We start from the raw sequence: 18,698 nt of genomic DNA on the forward strand, positions 1-18,698 counted from the left end.
GGCGGGCCCAGCCGACGCTACCCGGGAGCGCCTCAGGCGGGCTCGACAACCGCCTCGGAAACGACGAGCGTGTCGCCCGGGTATTCGCTCGGCTCGTCATCGTCGTTACGCCGACCGACCAGCAGCAGAGCCGCCAAGGCGATCGCCATGCCGGCCGTCATCACCCACGACAACGCCAGCGCACCGTTGCCCAGGGCCCCGATCGCGGGTGCCACCGCGGCACCGAGGCCGAACTGCGCCGCGCCCAGCAACGCGGCCGCCGTTCCGGCAGCGTCGGGGTGGCGCGACAGTGCGAGCGCCGGGGCGTTGGGAAGCACCAGACCCATCCCGGCCAGGATCGCCAGCACGGGAACCACGAACGCGGACAGCCCGCCCACGTGCGCGACGGTCAGCACGACGAACGCCACCCCGGCAAGGGTCGACCAGCTCAGCGCCGCCACCGTGATGGCCTGCGGCGAGAACCGGCGCAGCAGCACGACATTGAACTGGGTGGAGCCGATCAACGCGATCGCGCCCGCGGCGAACACCAGCGCGAATGCCTGCTGGTCGAGACCGTAGTCGCCCTGCAGGACGAACGGCGCCGCCGAAATGTAGGCGAACAGCCCGGACATGCCCAGCGCGGCGACCAGGACGAGGATCACGAATCGAGCGTCACGCAGCAGCTCGAGGTAGGTGCCGAGCATGCCGCTCACCGCGAGCGGGCGCCGGTGGGCGACCGGCAGCGTTTCGGGCAGGGCGAGCGCGGCCATCACCAACAGGCCCCCGGCCAACACCACCAGCGCGACGAAGACCCAGTGCCAGGACCCGTGCAACAGCACCGCCGCCCCCAACGACGGCGCCAGCACCGGGGCAACCCCGAGCACCAGCATCAACCGCGACATCACCGTGGCCGCCACCGTGCCGCTGAACAGGTCACCGACCACGGCGATGGCCACTACCGAGGCCGCCGCCGCACCCATGCCCTGCAGACCGCGCGCCACCCCGAGGGTCACGATGTCGGGCGCCAGTGCGCACAGCACCGAGGCCACGATGTGCAGCACGATGCCCGCCATCAACGGGCGCCTGCGTCCCAGCGAATCCGACAACGGGCCGACGATCAGCTGCCCCAGGGCCAGACCGGCCAGGGTCCCGGTGAGTGTCAACTGCGACACCGAGGAGGAGACCGAGAGTTCCTCGGCGATCCGAGGCAGCGCCGGCAGATACATGTCGATGGTCAGTGGACCCAACGCGACGAGGGCACCCAAGACGAGAATCATCCGGATGCGGCTCGGCGCGGCCGGCAATGTCGTCTGGTCCACGTCGGGCGATGATGCCATGAAGGTGAACAGCCCCGCATCTCAGTTTTTTGTTCCCGTGACGGCTGTCACCCTCGGGCACCGGCAACGGGTGGCCGTTCGTTCTCCCCGCATCAGGTCAGGCGTTAGCCTGGCAGTCAACGATGGGTTCACACCTGGGAGGCCCCGAAGTGCGTGCGCGGTCCAAAGCCCAACTGCCGGCGAAGGTCGAAGAGACCGAAGATCCCAGCACGGCTGCGAAGGTGCTCTCGGCCATCATCGAGCGCAGCTCCCGCGTCCAGGCTCCCGCCGTCACGGCGTATGTGGATCGGATGCGCAGCCACCAACCCGACGCCACCCCGGCGGAGATCGTCACCCGACTGGAGAAGCACTACCTGGCCGCGGTGATGGCCAGCGGTGCCGCCGTCGGTTCGGCCGCCGCGTTCCCGGGCATCGGAACGCTGGCCGCACTGTCGGCCGTGGCCGGCGAGACGGTGGTGTTCCTGGAGGCCACATCAGTGTTCGTGCTCGCGGTCGCCGAGGTGTACGGCATCCCCGCCGACCATCGCGAACGGCGCCGTGCACTGGTACTTTCGGTCCTTGTCGGCGAGGACAGCAAGCACGCCATCGCCGATCTGCTGGGCACCGGGCGGACCAGCGGTGCGTGGCTGTCCGACGGCGCAGCAACGCTGCCCTTGCCCGCGGTCTCACAGCTCAACTCCCGGCTGGTCAGGTACTTCGTCAAGCGGTATACGCTCAAGCGCGGCGCGATGGCTTTCGGCAAAATGCTGCCGGTGGGCATCGGCGCTGTCATCGGCGGTGTCGGCAACCGGCTGATGGGTAAGAAAATCGTTGCCAACGCCCGCCAGGCGTTCGGCGCGCCCCCGCCGCGGTGGCCCGCAACGTTGCATGCGCTGCCGTCCGCTAACCCCTAGGCCCATGGTGACCTCAGGTGGTGTTGAAAGGCGATAGCCTTTATGCGGCGGTCCAGTGGGTGGACCGGCTACAGAAGAACACAAGCGGCAAGCCTCCTTGTGACGGCGAGCCGGACACAAGAATCGAGGCGAGTGTCTGCCGTGAGCAGTTCACCTTCACCATTCGGGCAGAACGAGTGGTTGGTCGAGGAGATGTATCGCAAGTTCCGCGAGGATCCCTCTTCGGTGGATCCGAGTTGGCACGAATTTCTGGTCGACTACTCCCCTGAGCCCACCACCGACAACACCGTCGCCAACGGTCAGACGACCGCGCCGGCAGCGCCTGCGGCCGCGCCGCCAGCAACGCCCGCCGCGCCTGCGGCGCCTGCCGCTGCCGCTCCGGCAGCGGCGCCCGCCAAGGCGGCGCCCGCCAAACCGACGAAGTCGGGCCCCACTCCCGCCGAGGGCGACGAGTCGCAGGTGCTGCGCGGCGCCGCGGCAGCCGTCGTCAAGAACATGAACGCCTCGCTGGAGGTGCCGACTGCCACGAGCGTGCGGGCCATCCCGGCCAGGGCGATGATCGACAACCGCGTCGTCATCAACAACCACCTCAAGCGCACCCGCGGCGGCAAGATCAGCTTCACCCACCTGCTCGGCTACGCGATCGTGCAGGCGGTCAAGAAGTTCCCGAACATGAACCGGCATTTCGCCGAGGTCAACGGCAAGCCCAACGCGGTCACGCCGGCCCACACCAACCTGGGTCTGGCCATCGACCTGCCCGGCAAGGACGGCAGCCGTTCACTGGTCGTGGCCGCCATCAAGCGTTGCGAAACAATGCATTTCGGCCAGTTCATCGCTGCCTACGAGGACATCGTGCGGCGGGCCCGCGACGGCAAGCTGACCGCCGAGGACTTCGCCGGGGTCACGATCTCGCTGACCAACCCGGGCACCATCGGCACCGTGCACTCGGTGCCGCGGCTCATGCAGGGCCAGGGCGCCATCATCGGCGCCGGCGCAATGGAATTCCCGGCCGAGTTCCAGGGCGCCAGTGAGGAACGCATCGCCGAACTGGGCATCGGCAAGCTGATCACCCTGACCTCGACCTACGACCACCGGATCATCCAGGGTGCGGAGTCCGGCGACTTCCTGCGCACCATCCACACCCTGCTGCTCGACGACGAGTTCTTCGACGAGATCTTCCGCGAACTCGGCATCCCGTATGAGCCGGTGCGCTGGCGCGTCGACAACCCGGATTCCATCGAGCACAAGAACGCTCGCGTCATCGAGCTGATCGCGGCCTACCGCAACCGTGGCCACCTGATGGCCGACATCGACCCGTTGCGGCTGGACAACACCCGTTTCCGCAGCCACCCCGATCTCGACGTCAACACCCACGGGCTGACCCTGTGGGACCTGGACCGAGAGTTCAAGGTCGACGGGTTCTCCGGCAAGCAGTACAAGAAGCTGCGCGACGTCCTGTCGGTGCTGCGCGATGCCTACTGCCGTCACATCGGTGTCGAGTACACCCACATCCTCGAACCCGAGCAGCAGCGCTGGATCCAGGAACGCGTCGAGGTCAAGCACGACAAGCCGACCGTCGCGGAGCAGAAGTACATCCTGAGCAAGCTCAACGCCGCTGAGGCGTTCGAGACGTTCCTGCAGACCAAATACGTTGGGCAGAAGCGTTTCTCACTGGAAGGCGCGGAGACGGTCATCCCGATGATGGACGCCGTGATCGACCAGTGTGCCGAGCACGCGCTCAACGAGGTGGTCATCGGCATGCCGCACCGCGGCCGGCTCAACGTGCTGGCCAACATCGTCGGCAAGCCTTACAGCCAGATCTTCACCGAGTTCGAGGGCAACCTCAACCCGAGCCAAGCCCACGGCTCCGGCGATGTGAAGTACCACCTCGGCGCATCCGGCAACTACATCCAGATGTTCGGCGAGAACGACATTCAGGTGTCGCTGACCGCCAACCCCTCGCATCTGGAAGCCGTCGACCCGGTGCTCGAAGGCCTGGTCCGGGCGAAGCAGGATCTGCTGGACCCCGGCAGGGATGCCGACGGCTCCGGCGAGTACCCCGTGGTCCCGCTGATGCTGCACGGCGATGCGGCGTTCGCCGGACAGGGCGTCGTCGCCGAAACCCTGAACCTGGCACTGCTCAACGGTTACCGCACCGGCGGCACGATCCACATCGTGGTCAACAACCAGATCGGGTTCACCACGGCGCCAACGGATTCGCGTTCCAGCGAGTACTGCACCGACGTCGCCAAGATGATCGGCGCACCCATCTTCCACGTCAACGGCGACGACCCGGAGGCCTGCGCCTGGGTGGCGCGGCTGGCAGTGGACTTCCGCCAGGCGTTCAAGAAGGACGTCATCATCGACATGCTGTGCTACCGCCGCCGCGGACACAACGAGGGCGACGATCCGTCGATGACCCAGCCGTACATGTACGACGTCATCGACACCAAGCGCGGCTCCCGCAAGGCCTACACCGAATCTCTGATCGGCCGCGGCGACATCTCCATGAAAGAGGCCGAGGACGCCCTGCGCGACTACCAGGGCCAGCTGGAGCGGGTGTTCAACGAGGTCCGCGAGTTGGAGAAGCACGCGGCCGAGCCCAGCGAATCGGTCGAGGCCGACCAGCAGATCCCGCAGCGCCTCGCGACTGCGGTGGACAAGTCGCTGCTCGCCCGCATCGGCGACGCGCATCTGGCCCTCCCGGAGGGATTCACGGTGCATCCGCGCGTCAAGCCGGTGCTGGAGAAGCGCCGTGAGATGGCCTACGAGGGCAAGGTCGACTGGGCATTCGCCGAGTTGCTCGCGCTCGGTTCGCTGATCGCCGACGGCAAGCTGGTCCGGCTGTCGGGCCAGGACACCCAGCGCGGTACCTTCACCCAGCGGCATTCGGTGATCGTCGACCGCAAGACCGGCGAGGAGTTCACCCCGCTGCAGCTGCTGGCCACCAGCACCGACGGCACGCCGACCGGTGGCAAGTTCCTGGTCTACAACTCGGCGCTGTCCGAATACGCCGCTGTCGGCTTCGAGTACGGCTACTCGGTGGGCAATCCCGACGCAATGGTGTTGTGGGAGGCGCAGTTCGGCGACTTCGTCAACGGCGCACAGTCGATCATCGACGAGTTCATCTCCTCCGGCGAGGCCAAGTGGGGCCAGCTTTCCGACGTCGTGCTGCTGCTGCCGCACGGCCATGAAGGACAGGGTCCCGACCACACGTCGGGCCGCATCGAGCGCTTCCTGCAGCTGTGGGCCGAGGGTTCGATGACCATCGCGGTGCCGTCGACCCCGGCGAACTACTTCCACCTCTTGCGCCGGCACGGCATGGACGGCATCCAGCGTCCGCTGATCGTCTTCACCCCGAAGTCGATGCTGCGCAACAAGGCCGCGGTCAGCGATGTCCGCGACTTCACCGAGAACAAGTTCCGCTCAGTACTGGAAGAGCCGGCCTACACCGACGGTGAAGGCGACCGCGAGAAGGTCCGTCGCATCGTGCTCTGCAGCGGCAAGATCTACTACGACCTTGCCGCACGCAAGGCCAAGGACAACCGCGACGACGTGGCGATCGTGCGGCTCGAGCAGCTCGCCCCGCTGCCGCGGCGCCGGCTGGCCGAGACGCTGGACCGCTACCCGAATGTCACCGAGAAGTTCTGGGTGCAGGAGGAGCCGGCCAACCAGGGCGCCTGGCCGTCACTCGGCCTGACCCTGCCCGAGGTGCTGCCGGACTACTTCACCCCGATCAAGCGGATCTCGCGCCGGGCGATGTCGGCTCCGTCTTCGGGGTCGTCGAAGGTGCATGCTGTCGAACAGCAGGAGATCATCGACGAGGCATTCGGGTAACCCGCTCGGTCTGATCACCGAAATCAACGAAATGGTCGCTGCCGCACGACGGTAGCGACCATTTCGTTGTTCTGGGGCTCCGGGCGCGCGCATTCCAATCACCGCGCGTACAACCCTGGGCCGCACCAGGGTCGGCGGCTACTCATCTAGGGTGACTATCGAAGCTGACCCGTTCGTCGATGAGGCGCCGGCGCCCACTGCTCCCAACACGGTGCGCACCGCGGTCCTGGCCAGCGTGCTCGGGACGACGATCGAGTGGTACGACTTCTTCCTGTACGCCACGGCCGCCAGCCTGGTGTTCAACCACACCTTCTTCCCGGACCAGAGTTCCTTCGTCGGCACGATGCTGGCATTCGCCACGTTCGCGGTCGGGTTCGTCGTCCGGCCCATCGGCGGCTTCGTGTTCGGCCACATCGGCGACCGGATCGGTCGCAAACGCACGCTGGCCTTCACCATGCTGTTGATGGGCGCGGCCACCGCACTGATGGGAGTCCTGCCCACCGCGGCACAGATCGGCGTGCTCGCCCCGATCCTGCTGCTGGTGCTGCGCGTGGTGCAGGGATTCGCCCTCGGCGGCGAGTGGGCCGGCGCGGTGCTGTTGGCCGTAGAGCACAGCCCCCGGCATCGCCGCGGGCTGTTCGGCAGCATCCCGCAGGTCGGGCTGGCGCTGGGCCTGGCCCTGGGCACCGGGGTGTTCGTGTTGCTGCAGCTGTGGTTGACGCCCGAGGAGTTCCAGACCTACGGGTGGCGGATCGCATTCCTGTTCAGCGTCGTGCTGGTGATCTTCGGTGTCGTGGTGCGGTTCCGAGTGGCCGAGACGCCGGCGTTCGAGAAGTTGCGCGACGACGACAATCGCTCGGCGGTCCCGCTGAAGGAGATCTTCCGGCCCCGGCGCTGCGGTCGACCGTGCTGGGCCTGCTGTCGCGCTGGGGTGAGGGCGCCGCGTTCAACACCTGGGACGTGTTCACCATCGCGTACGCCACCACCACGCTGCATCTGGGCAAGGTGCCGGTGCTGATCGTGGTGACCGCGGCGGCGCTGCTGATGGCCGTGCTGCTGCCGGTGTCGGGCCTACTCGCCGACCGGTTCAGCCCGAAGGCGGTCTATGCGTCGGGTATCGCGGCCTACGCAGTCGTGGTCTTTCCCGCGTTCGCATTGTTCGGCACCGGCAGCATCACGGCGTACGCGGTGGGAATGTTGTTGGCGTTCGGCGTCATTCACGCCTGGTTCTATGGTGCACAGGGCACGCTGTACGCCTCCCTGTTCCCGACCCGCACCCGCTACACGGGGTTGTCGACGGTGTATCAGCTCTCCGGCGTCTACTCCTCGGGGCTGACCCCGCTGATCCTCACGGCGTTGATCGCCGCGGGCGGCGGTACACCCTGGCTGGCGTGCGGGTACCTGGTGGCCACCGCGGTGGTCAGCGTCATCGCCACGCTGCTGCTGCGTCCCGAGTACTAAGAGGCCCGTCAGCGGAGCTCAGCAGGTTAATACCGACGGGCCTGCCTCGGTGATGGCCACGGTGTTCTCGGTGTGAGCGGTGCGGGCGCCGTCGGCCGATCGGATGGTCCAGCCGTCGCGGTCGTAGACGATGCGGCTGGTGCCCGCGGCGAGCCACGGCTCGAGCGCCAGCGTCATCCCCGCCCGCAACTTCATGCCGCGGCCGGGATTGCCCCGGTTGGGCACATGCGGGTCCTCGTGCATGGTCCGGCCCAGTCCGTGCCCACCGAATTCGAGGTTGACCGGATAGCCGTAGTCGGCCGCGACGGCGCCGATGGCGGCGGAGATGTCGCCGAGCCGGTTACCCGGTCGCGCCGCGGCGGTTCCGGCGGCCAACGCCTCCTCAGTGGCCCGGACCAGGCGCATGTCGGCGGACGCGGGGGTCCCGACGATCACGGTGCGAGCCGCATCGGCGACCCAGCCGTCGATCGACACGGCGAAGTCCAGGCTCAGCACATCCCCGTCGCGCAGCCGATAGTCGTGTGGAAGACCGTGCAGCACAGCGTCGTTGACCGACAGGCAGATGACGTTGCGGAACGGTCCCCTACCGAACGACGGGTCATAGTCCCAGTAGCAGGACTCTGCCCCGCGGTGTTCGACCATGCCCCGGGCGTGTTGTTCGAGGTCGAGCAGGTTGACGCCGACGTCCGCGAGCCCGCTCAGCTCGCTGAGCACCTGGGCCACGAACCGCCCGGTGACCCGCATTTTCTCGATCTCGTCGGCGGTCTTCAGTTCGATCACGTTACGTTCTCCTAGCGCGGTATTTAAATACCAACCCTAGCGGTATACAAATACCGGCGCTACCGTGGTGTGGTGGTCCGCACCCCGCTGAGTCCCGAGCAAGTTGCCGCAGGCCGCCGACTCGGCGCCGCGTTGCGCGCCGCGCGCGGCGCCCGCACCCTCGAAGATGTTGCCCGGCCCGCAGGCATCTCTCCCGAGACCCTGCGCAAGATCGAGACCGGCCGTCTGCCCTCCCCGGCGTTCGGCACCATCATCGGACTGAGCGACGCCCTCGGAGTCCCGCTGGAGACGCTGGCCGAGGTATGGCGGCCGCTGGCCGCGGCGGCGTCGTAGCCAACCTGCTCCCAGCCGAACTGGCTACCGTGGGAGAAATGGACTCCCCGGATTACGGATTCGACGGCGATTACAACAAAGTGTCCGCGCCTGCCCAGGCCACGATCGCCGGTGGTGCAGTCACCGCCCTGCTGATCGCCACGGTCGTCAACACCGCCCGCGGCCGACGTGGAATCGCCGTTCTCACAGGCGCTTCCGCTGCCCTGCTGGCGACAACCGTTTCATCGTTCATCCACACCACCCGGCGCGGCAAGTTCGCGGTGTGGCGCGACATCCTCGATGGCCTGGCCCTGCGCGGCGATGAGACGCTGCTCGATCTCGGCTGCGGCCGCGGCGCGGTGCTACATGCCGCGGCCAAACGACTGCCACGCGGACGCGCCCTCGGTGTCGATCTGTGGCGCGCCGATCAGACCGGCAACTCGCCGGAGCAGACGCTGGCCAACGCCGCGGCCGAGGGCGTCGCCGACCGGGTCGAGGTGCACACCGGCGACATGACGGCCCTGCCCTTCGACGATGCCAGCGTCGACGTGATCGTCAGCAGCCTGGCCATCCACAACATCCCCGATCGCGCAGGGCGATCCCGTGCACTCGATGAGGCCGCCAGGGTGCTGCGCCCGGGCGGCCGGTTGGCCATCGCCGATATCTGGGAAACCCGGCGCCACACCGAACGGTTGCGCACCAACGGATGGCAACATGTGCAGCGACGGAATCTCGGCTGGCGGATGTGGTGGGGCGGGCCCTACGTCGGAACCCACCTGGTGACTGCCACCAAGCCAGCCGGCACAGACGGGACCGCGGGTACCGGGTAATCTCGACACAACTCGAACGACACAAGGGAGTGTTCTATGGAAGGCTTCGCCGGAAAGGTCGCCGTCGTGACCGGCGCCGGATCAGGCATCGGACAGGCGTTGGCCATCGAACTCGGTCGTTCCGGGGCCAAACTGGCGATCAGCGACGTCGATACCGAGGGCCTCGCAGTCACTGAGGAGCGCCTCAAGGCGATCGGCGCCGAGGTGAAGACCGACCGGATCGACGTCACCGAGCGCGAGGCCTTCCTGCTCTACGCCGACGCCGTCAAGGAGCACTTCGGCAAGGTCAACCAGATCTACAACAACGCCGGCATCGCGTTCACCGGCGATGTCGAGATCAGCCAGTTCAAGGACATCGAGCGGGTGATGGACGTGGACTTCTGGGGCGTCGTCAACGGCACCAAGGCCTTCCTGCCGCACCTGATCGAATCCGGCGACGGTCACGTGGTCAACGTCTCGAGCCTGTTCGGCATCTTCTCGGTCCCGGGCCAGGCCGCCTACAACTCGGCCAAGTTCGCGGTGCGCGGCTTCACCGAGGCGCTCCGTCAGGAGATGTCCGTGGCCAAGCACCCGGTCAAGGTGACGTGCGTGCATCCGGGCGGCATCAAGACCGCCATCGCGCGCAACTCCACCGCCGCCGAGGGACTGGACCAGAAGGCACTTGCCGAGACCTTCGACCGGCAGCTGGCCAACACCACCCCACAGCGCGCGGCCAAGATCATCCTCGAAGCCGTGCGCAAGGACAAGGCACGGGTGCTGGTCGGGGCCGACGCCAAGATCCTCGACGTCATCGTGCGGATCACCGGGTCGGGTTACCAGAAACTGTTCTCGTCCGCGATGGGCCGGATGCTCCCGCGCTGACGCCGGCCGGCCGAGGGCTAGTGGCCGAGCGGGTTGGCCTGAAGGAACGCATCGGCCACCGCACCGGGATCCTTGCCCTCGGCCACCTGCCTGCGCATATCGGCCAGTGACCCGGTGTCGAGGACACCGGCTATCTCGTTGAGCGCCAGGATCTGGCGTTCGTTGAGCGTGTTGCGGCGATACAGCGGCACCACATTCTCGCCACGGATCAGAGACGTCTTGTCGGCCAGCGCGGTCAGGTCCGACGGGATGGCCGGATCGGCCGTCGTCGACCAGGCCGCATTGATCTTGCCCGCGCGCAGGGCCTCGAACAGACCCTGTTCGTCGGGGAATCTGCCGGGATCAGGCAGGCTGCAGGAACCCACCGCTTTGGGCACCTTGGCACCGACCACCGCACCTGTCCGGGCCTGCGCGCAGTTGCGGCGCAGCGCGCTCAGGTCACTCCCGCCCCACGCCGTGGTGGTGGCCTCGGTGACCACCAGCGCGGGCTTGTCCTGGGCCGACATGGTGTAGTCACCTGCCGCGACGCCTTCGGGCAGCGCCGACACCAGGTCCCGGTAGACCTGCTCATCCGCGCGCGCCGTCGCGTTCGGGTTCAGCTCGGTCAGGAAGCGGCCGGTGAACCCCGGCTGCACCGTCACCGATCCGGAATCCAGCACGCTGGGGACACCGTCGGTCTCGGTGACCGCGGCAGGCGTGCCGTAGTAGCGCAGCGCCGCCGCATACAGATGGCCGAGCAGCGCCGACTCGGGCGCCGGCCCCGCCCCGACCGCGAGGGCGGCCGGGGTAGAACGGCCACCGCAACCGGCTGCCACCAGCGCGAACAGCACCACCAGCGCCAACGCCAGAGTGCGGCGCATTCGTGAACTCAGGACTCTGTGTGGTCAACCGCCGCCGCGACAGCGGCCGCAACCGCAGGGCCGACCCGCGGATCCAGCGCGCTGGGCACGATGTGGTCGACCGCCAGATCGTCGCCGACGACCGAGAAGATCGCCTCGGCAGCCGCCACCTTCATCTTCTCGGTGATGCGGCGGGCACCGGCGTCGAGCGCTCCGCGGAACACCCCGGGGAAGGCCAGCACGTTGTTGATCTGGTTCGGGAAGTCGCTGCGCCCGGTCGCCACGACCGCCGCGTACTTGCGGGCGGCGTCCGGGTGAATCTCCGGGTCCGGGTTGGACAGCGCGAAGACGATGGAGTTGGTGGCCATCGTCGCGATGAGCTCCTCGGGCACGACGCCGGCCGACACCCCGAGAAAGACATCGGCGCCCTCGAGCGCCTCGGCCACCCCACCGGTGAGCTTGCGCGGGTTGGTACGCCCGGCCAGCTCCGCCTTGAAGGTGTTGAGGTTGTCGCGGCCGGAGTGCACGATGCCCTGCGAATCGAGCACGACGACATCGTCGATGCCCTTGTTCAGCAGGATGTTGGCACAGGCCACACCCGCGGCGCCGGCACCCGAGATGACCACGCGCAGCGCATGGATGTCACGGTCGAGCGCCTTGGTGGCGCCCAGCAGCGCGGCCAGCACCACGATCGCCGTGCCGTGCTGGTCGTCGTGCATCACCGGGCAGTCCAGCGCCTCGATCACCCGGCGCTCGATCTCGAAGCAGCGCGGGGCAGAGATGTCCTCCAGGTTCACCGCGCCGAACGTCGGCCGCAGCCGGATCAGGGTTTCGACGATCTCGTCGGGATCCTTGGTGGCGAGCACGATCGGGATCGAGTTCAGCCCGCCGAAAGACTTGAACAGCGCGCTCTTGCCCTCCATCACCGGCAGCGACGCCGCGGGGCCGATATCGCCGAGACCCAGCACCGCGGTACCGTCGCTGACCACCGCGACCAGGCGGTTGGCCCAGGTGTACTTGGCGGCCAGCGTGTGATCGGTGGCGATGGCCCGGCTGACCTGGGCGACGCCAGGGGTGTAGGCAATCGACAGCGCACGCTGGGTGTCCAGCGGCTCCTTCAACTCGACCGAGAGCTTTCCGCCTTCATGGTGATCGAAGATCTCGGCGTCTTCGATGACAACTTGCGGGGTGCGCTCCGCTGAAGGGCGCTCTGGCGAGGAGGCGACTGTACTTTCCGACACGGCGCAAGGGTACTTCAATGCCAAATCTCACATGGCCGGGTTCCCCGCTGGTGAGCGTTACTTAACAGTAACTGCGCGTAGCATTCGGTGTGCTGAACAGGTTGCTGCACACCGCGCAGGAAGGTCGCAGATCATGCCCTCATTCCGCGCCTTGCCACCGGCCCTGCGCTCGACCGCAAGGCCCCGGCCCGCCGACCCCGACGCCAAGACTATCCACGTTCCGGTCGCCCGGGCGATGGTCGATTGCGGTATCTACTGCGGCGGTGACCGATTACCCGGCAAGTACACCCACGCCGCAGCACTGAACAAGGTCCGCGAATTGCAGGAGACGGGCCAGAAGGCGTTCGTCTGGATCGGGCTGCACGAACCCGACCAATTCCAGATGCAGTCGGTGGCAGACGTTTTCGGATTGCACGAGCTGGCCGTCGAGGACGCGGTGCACGCCCACCAGCGCCCCAAGCTCGAGCGCTACGACACGACCTTGTTCCTGGTGCTCAAGACAATCAACTATGTCGAGCACGAGTCGGTGGCGCTGGCCCGCGAGATCGTCGAGACCGGCGAGATCATGATCTTCGTCGGGCCGGACTTCGTCGTCACCGTCCGTCACGGCGAACACGGCGGACTGGCCGGTGTGCGGAAGCGGCTCGAATCCTCGCCTGCCATCCTCAAACTCGGACCGTTCGCGGTCATGCACGCGATCGCCGACCACGTGGTGGACAGCTACCTCGACGTGACCGATCTGATGGAGACCGACATCGACGCCATGGAGGAGGACATCTTCTCCCCCGGCACGCACACCAACATCGAATGTATCTACCTGCTCAAGCGGGAGGTCGTCGAAATGCGCCGGGCGGTGGCGCCGTTGACCCTCGCGCTGGCGCGGTTGCTGACCGACCACAACGACCTGATCTCGGTCGAGGTACGCAGGTACATGCGCGACGTGCACGACCACAATGTGCAGGCCTCCGATCGCGTCACGAGCTACGACGAGATGCTCAGCTCGTTGGTGCAGGCCGCACTCGGCAAGGTCGCCATGCAGCAGAACGTCGACATGCGCAAGATCTCGGCGTGGGTGGCCATCGCCGCCGTGCCGACCGCGATGGCCGGCATCTACGGGATGAACTTCGAGCACATGCCCGAATTACAATGGACCTGGGGCTATCCCGCCGTCTTACTGGCGATGGCCACCATCTGCTTCGTGCTGTATCGCACGTTCCGCCACAACGATTGGCTCTAGCTGGGGCTTGCGGCCCGCCGGGCCGGATCCAGCACGTCCACCCCGTCGGCCTGCCACGCCTCCCGCATCGCGTCCGCACCTTTGAGCCGGACCCAGGCCGCCTCGGTGGCGGTGATCGGCGTGGCCGTGAACATGGTCACGGCGGACAATGGATCGGGCAGGGCCACCTCGCCGATATCGCCGGCGCCCAACAGGAATGCGCTGAACGGTCCGGACTCGAACAACGGTGTCTCCAGATCGACGAGCGCGTCGGCTTCCAGGACCAGCCCCTCCACCGCGGGCGCGGCGGCAAGGACGGCCAGTGATCGAGCCAGCCCGCCCGGCGTCGGCCCCCGTAGCGACAGCACCACCTCGGCCCGGGGACCGTGGATCGGATCGGAGACCAGCTCGGTCGGATCGAACATCGGGTGACGCGAACAACCCAGCGTCACATAGTGATACAGATCCTGCCCGCTACCACCGGCGCGCAGGTCCGGGCCGAACCGCAGGACGTCGATGCGCTCGGTACCCAGGAAGGTGACGCTGGCGCTGACAGGTTCTGCGGTAATGCCTGCCGCACCGAAGTATTCACCCACCCGGGCGCGAACGGCAGCCAGGACGTCGATCACTCTGCTGTCGGTTCTGCGGCCGCCTCGGCCGACTCGGGTTCCTGGGCTTCCTCGGGTTCCTGGGCCTCCTCGGGTTCCGCGGCTGGCTCGACGCGGGTCAGATTCAGCCCGGTCTCAGCATCGAAGATCGCCAACTTCGAGGTGTCGAAAGCCAATTGGATCTGCTGACCGCCCGCCACCGTGGACTCGGCGGACACCCGGGCCACGAACTCATTGGCACCGGCGCCCGAATCGGCAGCCAACTCGGCGAGCTGCGCCGCCTCGGCGCCGGCACCCTCGATGGCGAAGTGAACGTACTTGTCGGCACCCAGCGACTCCACGATGTCAGCGCGCACCGGGAAGCTCAGTGCCCGGATCCGCGCGTACCCGTCGAGCAGCGAGGCGTCTTCGAGGTGCTCGGGACGGATCCCGACGATGATGTTGTCCGGCTTGGGCTGACGCTCCAACAGGTCATGCACCTGTTGGGTAAGGGTGACGTCGCCGAACGGCAGCCGCACCCCGACGTCGGTGAAGGTGGCCGAGAAGAAATTCATCGCCGGTGATCCGATGAAGCCGGCGACGAACAGGTTCGCCGGGTTGTTGTACAGCTCGTCGGGCGTGCCGATCTGCTGGATCTCCCCGGCCAGCAACACCACAACCCGATCGCCCAGGGTCATCGCCTCGGTCTGATCGTGGGTGACGTAGACCGTGGTGGTGCCCAGTCGGCTCTGCAGCCGTGAGATCTCGGCGCGCATCTGCACGCGCAGTTTGGCGTCCAGGTTGCTCAGCGGCTCATCCATCAGGAATGCCTTGGGGCGGCGCACGATTGCCCGGCCCATCGCCACCCGCTGACGCTGCCCGCCCGACAACTGTGCCGGCTTGCGGTCGAGTAATTCGGTCAGGTCGAGGATCTTGGCAGTCTCTGCGACCTTGGCCTCGATCTCGTCCTTCTTGAGCTTGGCCAGGGTCAGCGGAAAGGCGATGTTCTGTCGCACGGTCATGTGCGGGTAGAGCGCATAGGACTGGAACACCATGGCGATGTCGCGGTCCTTGGGCGCCTTCTCGTTGACCCGCTCACCGCCGATATGCAGCTCGCCCGACGAGATATCCTCAAGCCCGGCAATCATGTTCAGGGTGGTCGACTTACCGCACCCTGACGGCCCCACCAGGATGATGAACTCACCGTCGGCGATGGTCATCGAGAACTCTTTGACGGCCTCTCTCGTGCCGCCCGCACCGTCGGGGTAACTCTTGGTGACCCGGTCCAACACAATTTCGGCCATCCAATTACCCCTTTACCGCACCGGATGTCAGGCCAGCGACGATGCGCCGCTGGAAGATGAGAACAAAGATAATGATCGGGATGGTGATGACCATCGCGCCGGCCGCGATCGACCCGGTCGGCTCCTCGAACTGGGAACTGCCGGTGAAGTTCGCGATCGCCACCGGCGCGGTGATCGCCCGCTCGGTCGCGGTCAACGACAGCGCCAACAGCAGGTCGTTCCACGCGAAGATGAACACCAGGATGGCTGCTGTAACGATGCCCGGGGCCGCCAACGGTGCGATCACCCTGCGGAAGGCCTGCGCCGGGGTGGCCCCATCCATCTTCGCGGCCTTCTCCAGATCCCATGGGATCTCCCGGAAGAACGCCGAGAGCGTGTAAATCGCCAGCGGCAGCGCGAAGGTGATGTAAGGAATGATCAGCCCGGGCCAGGTGTCGAACAGGCCGATACTGCGCCACAGATTGAAAATCGGTGTCACCAACGAGATCTGCGGGAACATCGCGATCAGCAGGGCCACGCCCACCAACAACTTCTTGCCGGGGAAGTCCAGCCGTGCCACCGCATAGGCGGCCATGCCGCCGATGGCCACGGCGATCACCGTGGTGATCAACCCGATACCGATCGAGTTGATCAACGCCGAGCTGAAGATGTTCCCGGTGAAGATGCCCTTGTAGTTCTCGAAGGTGATCTGCGACGGAATCAGCTTGCCGTCCTTCACACTCGACGTCGGCTTCAACGAAAGCGACAGGATCCACAACACCGGCACCAGCGCGTAGAGCACCACCAAGATGTTCACGACCGTCCAACCGGTCGCGCGTCGCGCACCCACTCGCTCAGTCATCGACCCTCCGCCTCTGCACCGGGCGCCGACGCACCGAACAACTTGATGAAGACGAACGCGATGATCGCCACCGACAAGAAGATCAACACACTGATGGCAGAACCCAACCCGAGATTGAACGCCTTGAACAGGTTGTCATACCCCAGGATCGACACCGACCCGGTGCTGTTGGCTCCCCCGGTCAACACGTAGATGTTGTCGAAGATGCGGAACGCATCCAAGGTGCGGAACAGGAGTGCGACCAGGATGGCCGGTTTGATCAGCGGCAGAATTACTTTCACCAGCCGCGTCCACGCTCCGGCCCCGTCGACCTCGGCGGCGTTGAGCAGATCCTGCGGTACCAGCGCCAGACCGGCCAGCAGCAGCAGCGCCATGAACGGCGTGGTCTTCCACACTTCGGCCAGCACGATAATGGCCAGCGAGGGCAACTGTTCGGTCAGCGGAGCGCTGCCGTCGGGCAGCAGGTTGGCCAGGTATCCGGTGCCCGGGGTCCAGGCGTAGTACCAGCTGTAGGAGGCCGCCACCGTGACGATCCCGTAGGGAGTCAGCACCGCGGTGCGGACCACGCCCTTTCCGAAGATGGTGCGGTGCATGACCAGTGCCAGCGCCATGCCGAGCACGAACTCGATCGTCACCGAGACAACGGTGATCGCCAGTGTCACCGCGAACGCCGTCCACCAGTACCGGTCGGTGAGGATGGTCTCGTAGTTGGCGAACCCGACAAAGGCGGTGTCGTCGGGGGCAGCCAGGTTGTAGCGCTGCAGGCTCAGCCACACCGCGTAGCCGATTGGGTACGCGGTCACCGCGATCATCAGGATCACCGCGGGCGCGATCAGGGCGAAGGCCAGTTTGCGCTCGGAGCTCCGGTTGTCAGTCGTGGTGGCGCTCACGGGATCAGCCCCTTGCCGTCGATGGCCTTCTGCACCTGTTCGGTCAGCTCATCGGCGGTGTGCTCCGGGTCGATGTCGGTGATCGGGGCCAGAGTGGCCGAAATGCGGGTGGACACAGACTGATACACCGGGGTCGCGGGGCGTACCGCGGCATTGGTCAGCTGCTCTCGGATGATCGCGTGCTGCGGATACTTGGCCTGGAATGCCGGGTCGTCGTACAGCGACTCACGTACCGCGGGCAGGCCGCCCTCGACCGAGGTGTAACGCTGGTTCTCGACGTTGCGCAGGCAGCGGATCGCCTCGAACGCCTCGGCCTTGTGCTGGGTCGTCTTGGCTACCGCGAGGTTCAGCCCGCCGATGGTCACCTTCGCCGGCTCGCCCTCGGAGACCCCCGGGTAGTTCGCGAAGCCGAACACATCCTTGCTGGCCTCGTAGGCCGACTCGAACTGCTCGTCGGTCGGCGAGAAGGTGCCCAGATCGTTGATGGCATCGGCGAGATCGGCTCGATCGTCGAGCGGTAGGAAGTTCACCCCGCCCTTGACGGCATTCTCCAGCAGCGATGGCAGCACGAACGGCCAGTTGACCTCGAGCGCGGCCTTACCCTGCTCGAGCGCAAGCCGGGCGGTGGCCTCATCGGTCTGGGTCACCGACGGATCGGCGCCGGGCGCGGTGGCGACCGACTTGATGATCTGCAGCGCCTTGACGGTGGCCGCGCGATGCTCCGGGGTGTCGGTCAGCGTGACGGTCTTGCCGTCCTCGGAGAGCACCTGACCGCCCGCACTGGTCAGCAGGGTGTTGAACCACACCACCAGGCCCTCGTACTGCTTGGCCTGCACCGCAATCCAACTGGGTTTGCCCGCCGCGTGCAGGCGGGTCGCCTCGGCGACGATGCCGTCCCAGGTGGACGGTGGCTCATCCATCAAATCAGCGCGATACCACAATAATTGGGTATTGGTGGTGATCGGAGATGCGTACAACTTGCCTTGCCACCGGGCCGTCTCCAACGGTCCGGGCAGGGTGTTGGATTCTGCGTCCGACTCGGCTTCGCCGGCCGGGTCCTCGGACAGCGGCACGGCCCAGCCGGCCTCGGCGAACTCGGCGGTCCAGACCACGTCGAGCGCCATGACGTCGAGCGTCTTGTCGTTGCCGGTCAGCCGCCGGGCCAGCTGCAACCGTTGGTCGTCAGCGCCTTTCGGCAAACTCACCTGCTTGATGGTGAACCGGTCGCCGAGTTCGGCATTGCAGCGTTTGGCGACGGCGGTGAAAGTCGCCATCTCGTTGGCCGGGGTGTAGTAGTTGATGACGATCCCGTCGTCGCCCTTACCACAAGCCGACACCACCGAAGCCGTCGTCAACGCGGCCACTGCCGCAGCACATAGCCGCCGAGCACGCACCGCTTTGTCTCCCGTCCGAGTCATCTCTCGCCGCCGGAGCGGCCCCCACGACGCCGGAGCGGCTCCCGCGCGCAAACCGTAGAGCCCTGCGGAGCG

The 18,698-nt window shown here is 66.7% G+C and carries 15 protein-coding genes and 1 pseudogene; 7 read left to right on the forward strand and 9 right to left on the reverse strand.

Annotated features, from left to right (window positions below):
* Positions 1 to 32: 32 nt before the first annotated feature.
* Positions 33 to 1,316 (reverse strand): multidrug effflux MFS transporter, encoded by a 1,284-nt coding sequence (locus tag HBE63_RS17195; RefSeq protein ID WP_166905813.1) that lies wholly within the window; start codon positions 1,314 to 1,316, stop codon positions 33 to 35.
* A 122-nt stretch (positions 1,317 to 1,438) separates the two neighbouring features.
* Here HBE63_RS17195 and HBE63_RS17200 point away from each other — a divergent pair, with 122 nt between their 5' ends.
* The 3 genes and pseudogenes from HBE63_RS17200 to HBE63_RS17210 all read left to right on the forward strand — a co-directional run bounded on the left by HBE63_RS17200 (position 1,439) and on the right by HBE63_RS17210 (position 7,507).
* On the forward strand, positions 1,439 to 2,209 hold the full coding sequence (locus tag HBE63_RS17200; protein ID WP_166905814.1) for a hypothetical protein: 771 nt from the start codon (positions 1,439 to 1,441) through the stop codon (positions 2,207 to 2,209).
* A gap of 192 nt (positions 2,210 to 2,401) precedes the next feature.
* On the forward strand, positions 2,402 to 6,046 hold the full coding sequence (locus tag HBE63_RS17205; RefSeq protein ID WP_371815039.1) for a multifunctional oxoglutarate decarboxylase/oxoglutarate dehydrogenase thiamine pyrophosphate-binding subunit/dihydrolipoyllysine-residue succinyltransferase subunit: 3,645 nt from the start codon (positions 2,402 to 2,404) through the stop codon (positions 6,044 to 6,046).
* Between the two features lie 151 nt (positions 6,047 to 6,197).
* A pseudogene (locus tag HBE63_RS17210) lies at positions 6,198 to 7,507 on the forward strand (MFS transporter).
* Between the two features lie 18 nt (positions 7,508 to 7,525).
* Here the strand turns inward: HBE63_RS17210 and map are convergent.
* Positions 7,526 to 8,287 (reverse strand): type I methionyl aminopeptidase, encoded by a 762-nt coding sequence (gene map, locus HBE63_RS17215; protein ID WP_166905816.1) that lies wholly within the window; start codon positions 8,285 to 8,287, stop codon positions 7,526 to 7,528.
* A gap of 72 nt (positions 8,288 to 8,359) precedes the next feature.
* On the opposite strand from map, the gene HBE63_RS17220 reads away from it, so the two are divergent.
* Genes HBE63_RS17220 through HBE63_RS17230 form a run of 3 tightly spaced genes read left to right on the forward strand, consistent with a single transcriptional unit; the run spans position 8,360 to position 10,290 of the window.
* Positions 8,360 to 8,620, forward strand: a complete 261-nt coding sequence (locus HBE63_RS17220) for a helix-turn-helix domain-containing protein (protein WP_166905817.1) — start codon at positions 8,360 to 8,362, stop codon at positions 8,618 to 8,620.
* A 38-nt stretch (positions 8,621 to 8,658) separates the two neighbouring features.
* A complete protein-coding gene (locus HBE63_RS17225; RefSeq protein ID WP_166905818.1) occupies positions 8,659 to 9,429 on the forward strand; it encodes a class I SAM-dependent methyltransferase in 771 nt (256 codons plus the stop codon).
* Positions 9,430 to 9,465: 36 nt separating this feature from the next.
* A complete protein-coding gene (locus HBE63_RS17230) occupies positions 9,466 to 10,290 on the forward strand; it encodes an SDR family oxidoreductase (RefSeq protein WP_166905819.1) in 825 nt (274 codons plus the stop codon).
* Positions 10,291 to 10,307: 17 nt separating this feature from the next.
* Here HBE63_RS17230 and HBE63_RS17235 read toward each other — a convergent pair whose 3' ends face one another.
* Entirely contained in the window at positions 10,308 to 11,150 is an 843-nt protein-coding gene (locus HBE63_RS17235) for a glycine betaine ABC transporter substrate-binding protein (protein ID WP_166905820.1), read from the reverse strand.
* Positions 11,151 to 11,158: 8 nt separating this feature from the next.
* The gene (locus tag HBE63_RS17240; RefSeq protein ID WP_166905821.1) at positions 11,159 to 12,370 is read right to left on the reverse strand and encodes an NADP-dependent malic enzyme; all 1,212 of its coding nucleotides are present in this window, start codon (positions 12,368 to 12,370) and stop codon (positions 11,159 to 11,161) included.
* A gap of 133 nt (positions 12,371 to 12,503) precedes the next feature.
* On the opposite strand from HBE63_RS17240, the gene corA reads away from it, so the two are divergent.
* Positions 12,504 to 13,607, forward strand: coding sequence for a magnesium/cobalt transporter CorA (gene corA, locus HBE63_RS17245; protein WP_166905822.1), 1,104 nt, complete (start codon positions 12,504 to 12,506; stop codon positions 13,605 to 13,607).
* Here corA and HBE63_RS17250 read toward each other — a convergent pair.
* The 5 genes from HBE63_RS17250 to HBE63_RS17270 are packed head-to-tail and all read right to left on the reverse strand — an operon-like array spanning position 13,604 to position 18,602.
* The gene (locus HBE63_RS17250) at positions 13,604 to 14,215 is read right to left on the reverse strand and encodes a suppressor of fused domain protein (protein WP_166905823.1); all 612 of its coding nucleotides are present in this window, start codon (positions 14,213 to 14,215) and stop codon (positions 13,604 to 13,606) included. The genes corA and HBE63_RS17250 overlap by 4 nt on opposite strands.
* Positions 14,212 to 15,477, reverse strand: coding sequence for an ABC transporter ATP-binding protein (locus HBE63_RS17255; protein ID WP_166905824.1), 1,266 nt, complete (start codon positions 15,475 to 15,477; stop codon positions 14,212 to 14,214). Before HBE63_RS17255 ends, HBE63_RS17250 begins: the two co-directional genes overlap by 4 nt.
* Before the next feature lie 4 nt (positions 15,478 to 15,481).
* Positions 15,482 to 16,306, reverse strand: a complete 825-nt coding sequence (locus tag HBE63_RS17260) for a carbohydrate ABC transporter permease (RefSeq protein ID WP_208301473.1) — start codon at positions 16,304 to 16,306, stop codon at positions 15,482 to 15,484.
* Positions 16,307 to 16,314: 8 nt separating this feature from the next.
* Positions 16,315 to 17,208: a carbohydrate ABC transporter permease gene (locus tag HBE63_RS17265; RefSeq protein ID WP_166905826.1), complete on the reverse strand. Its 894-nt coding sequence runs from the start codon at positions 17,206 to 17,208 to the stop codon at positions 16,315 to 16,317.
* Positions 17,205 to 18,602, reverse strand: a complete 1,398-nt coding sequence (locus HBE63_RS17270; RefSeq protein ID WP_166909914.1) for an ABC transporter substrate-binding protein — start codon at positions 18,600 to 18,602, stop codon at positions 17,205 to 17,207. The genes HBE63_RS17265 and HBE63_RS17270 overlap by 4 nt, the downstream gene beginning before the upstream one ends.
* Between the last annotated feature and the right edge of the window lie 96 nt (positions 18,603 to 18,698).

Source organism: Mycobacterium sp. DL440 (genome assembly GCF_011745145.1).
Taxonomy (GTDB): Bacteria; Actinomycetota; Actinomycetes; order Mycobacteriales; family Mycobacteriaceae; genus Mycobacterium.

What these genes read in the sequence shown, in the direction of transcription:
- HBE63_RS17255 (WP_166905824.1), bottom strand. Translation starts at nt 15,477, where the DNA reads ATGGCCGAAATTGTGTTGGACCGGGTCACCAAGAGTTACCCCGACGGT.
- HBE63_RS17205 (WP_371815039.1), top strand. Translation starts at nt 2,402, where the DNA reads ATGTATCGCAAGTTCCGCGAGGATCCCTCTTCGGTGGATCCGAGTTGG.
- HBE63_RS17200 (WP_166905814.1), top strand. Translation starts at nt 1,439, where the DNA reads ATGGGTTCACACCTGGGAGGCCCCGAAGTGCGTGCGCGGTCCAAAGCC.
- HBE63_RS17235 (WP_166905820.1), bottom strand. Translation starts at nt 11,150, where the DNA reads ATGCGCCGCACTCTGGCGTTGGCGCTGGTGGTGCTGTTCGCGCTGGTG.
- HBE63_RS17230 (WP_166905819.1), top strand. Translation starts at nt 9,466, where the DNA reads ATGGAAGGCTTCGCCGGAAAGGTCGCCGTCGTGACCGGCGCCGGATCA.
- HBE63_RS17195 (WP_166905813.1), bottom strand. Translation starts at nt 1,316, where the DNA reads ATGGCATCATCGCCCGACGTGGACCAGACGACATTGCCGGCCGCGCCG.
- corA (WP_166905822.1), top strand. Translation starts at nt 12,504, where the DNA reads ATGCCCTCATTCCGCGCCTTGCCACCGGCCCTGCGCTCGACCGCAAGG.
- HBE63_RS17225 (WP_166905818.1), top strand. Translation starts at nt 8,659, where the DNA reads ATGGACTCCCCGGATTACGGATTCGACGGCGATTACAACAAAGTGTCC.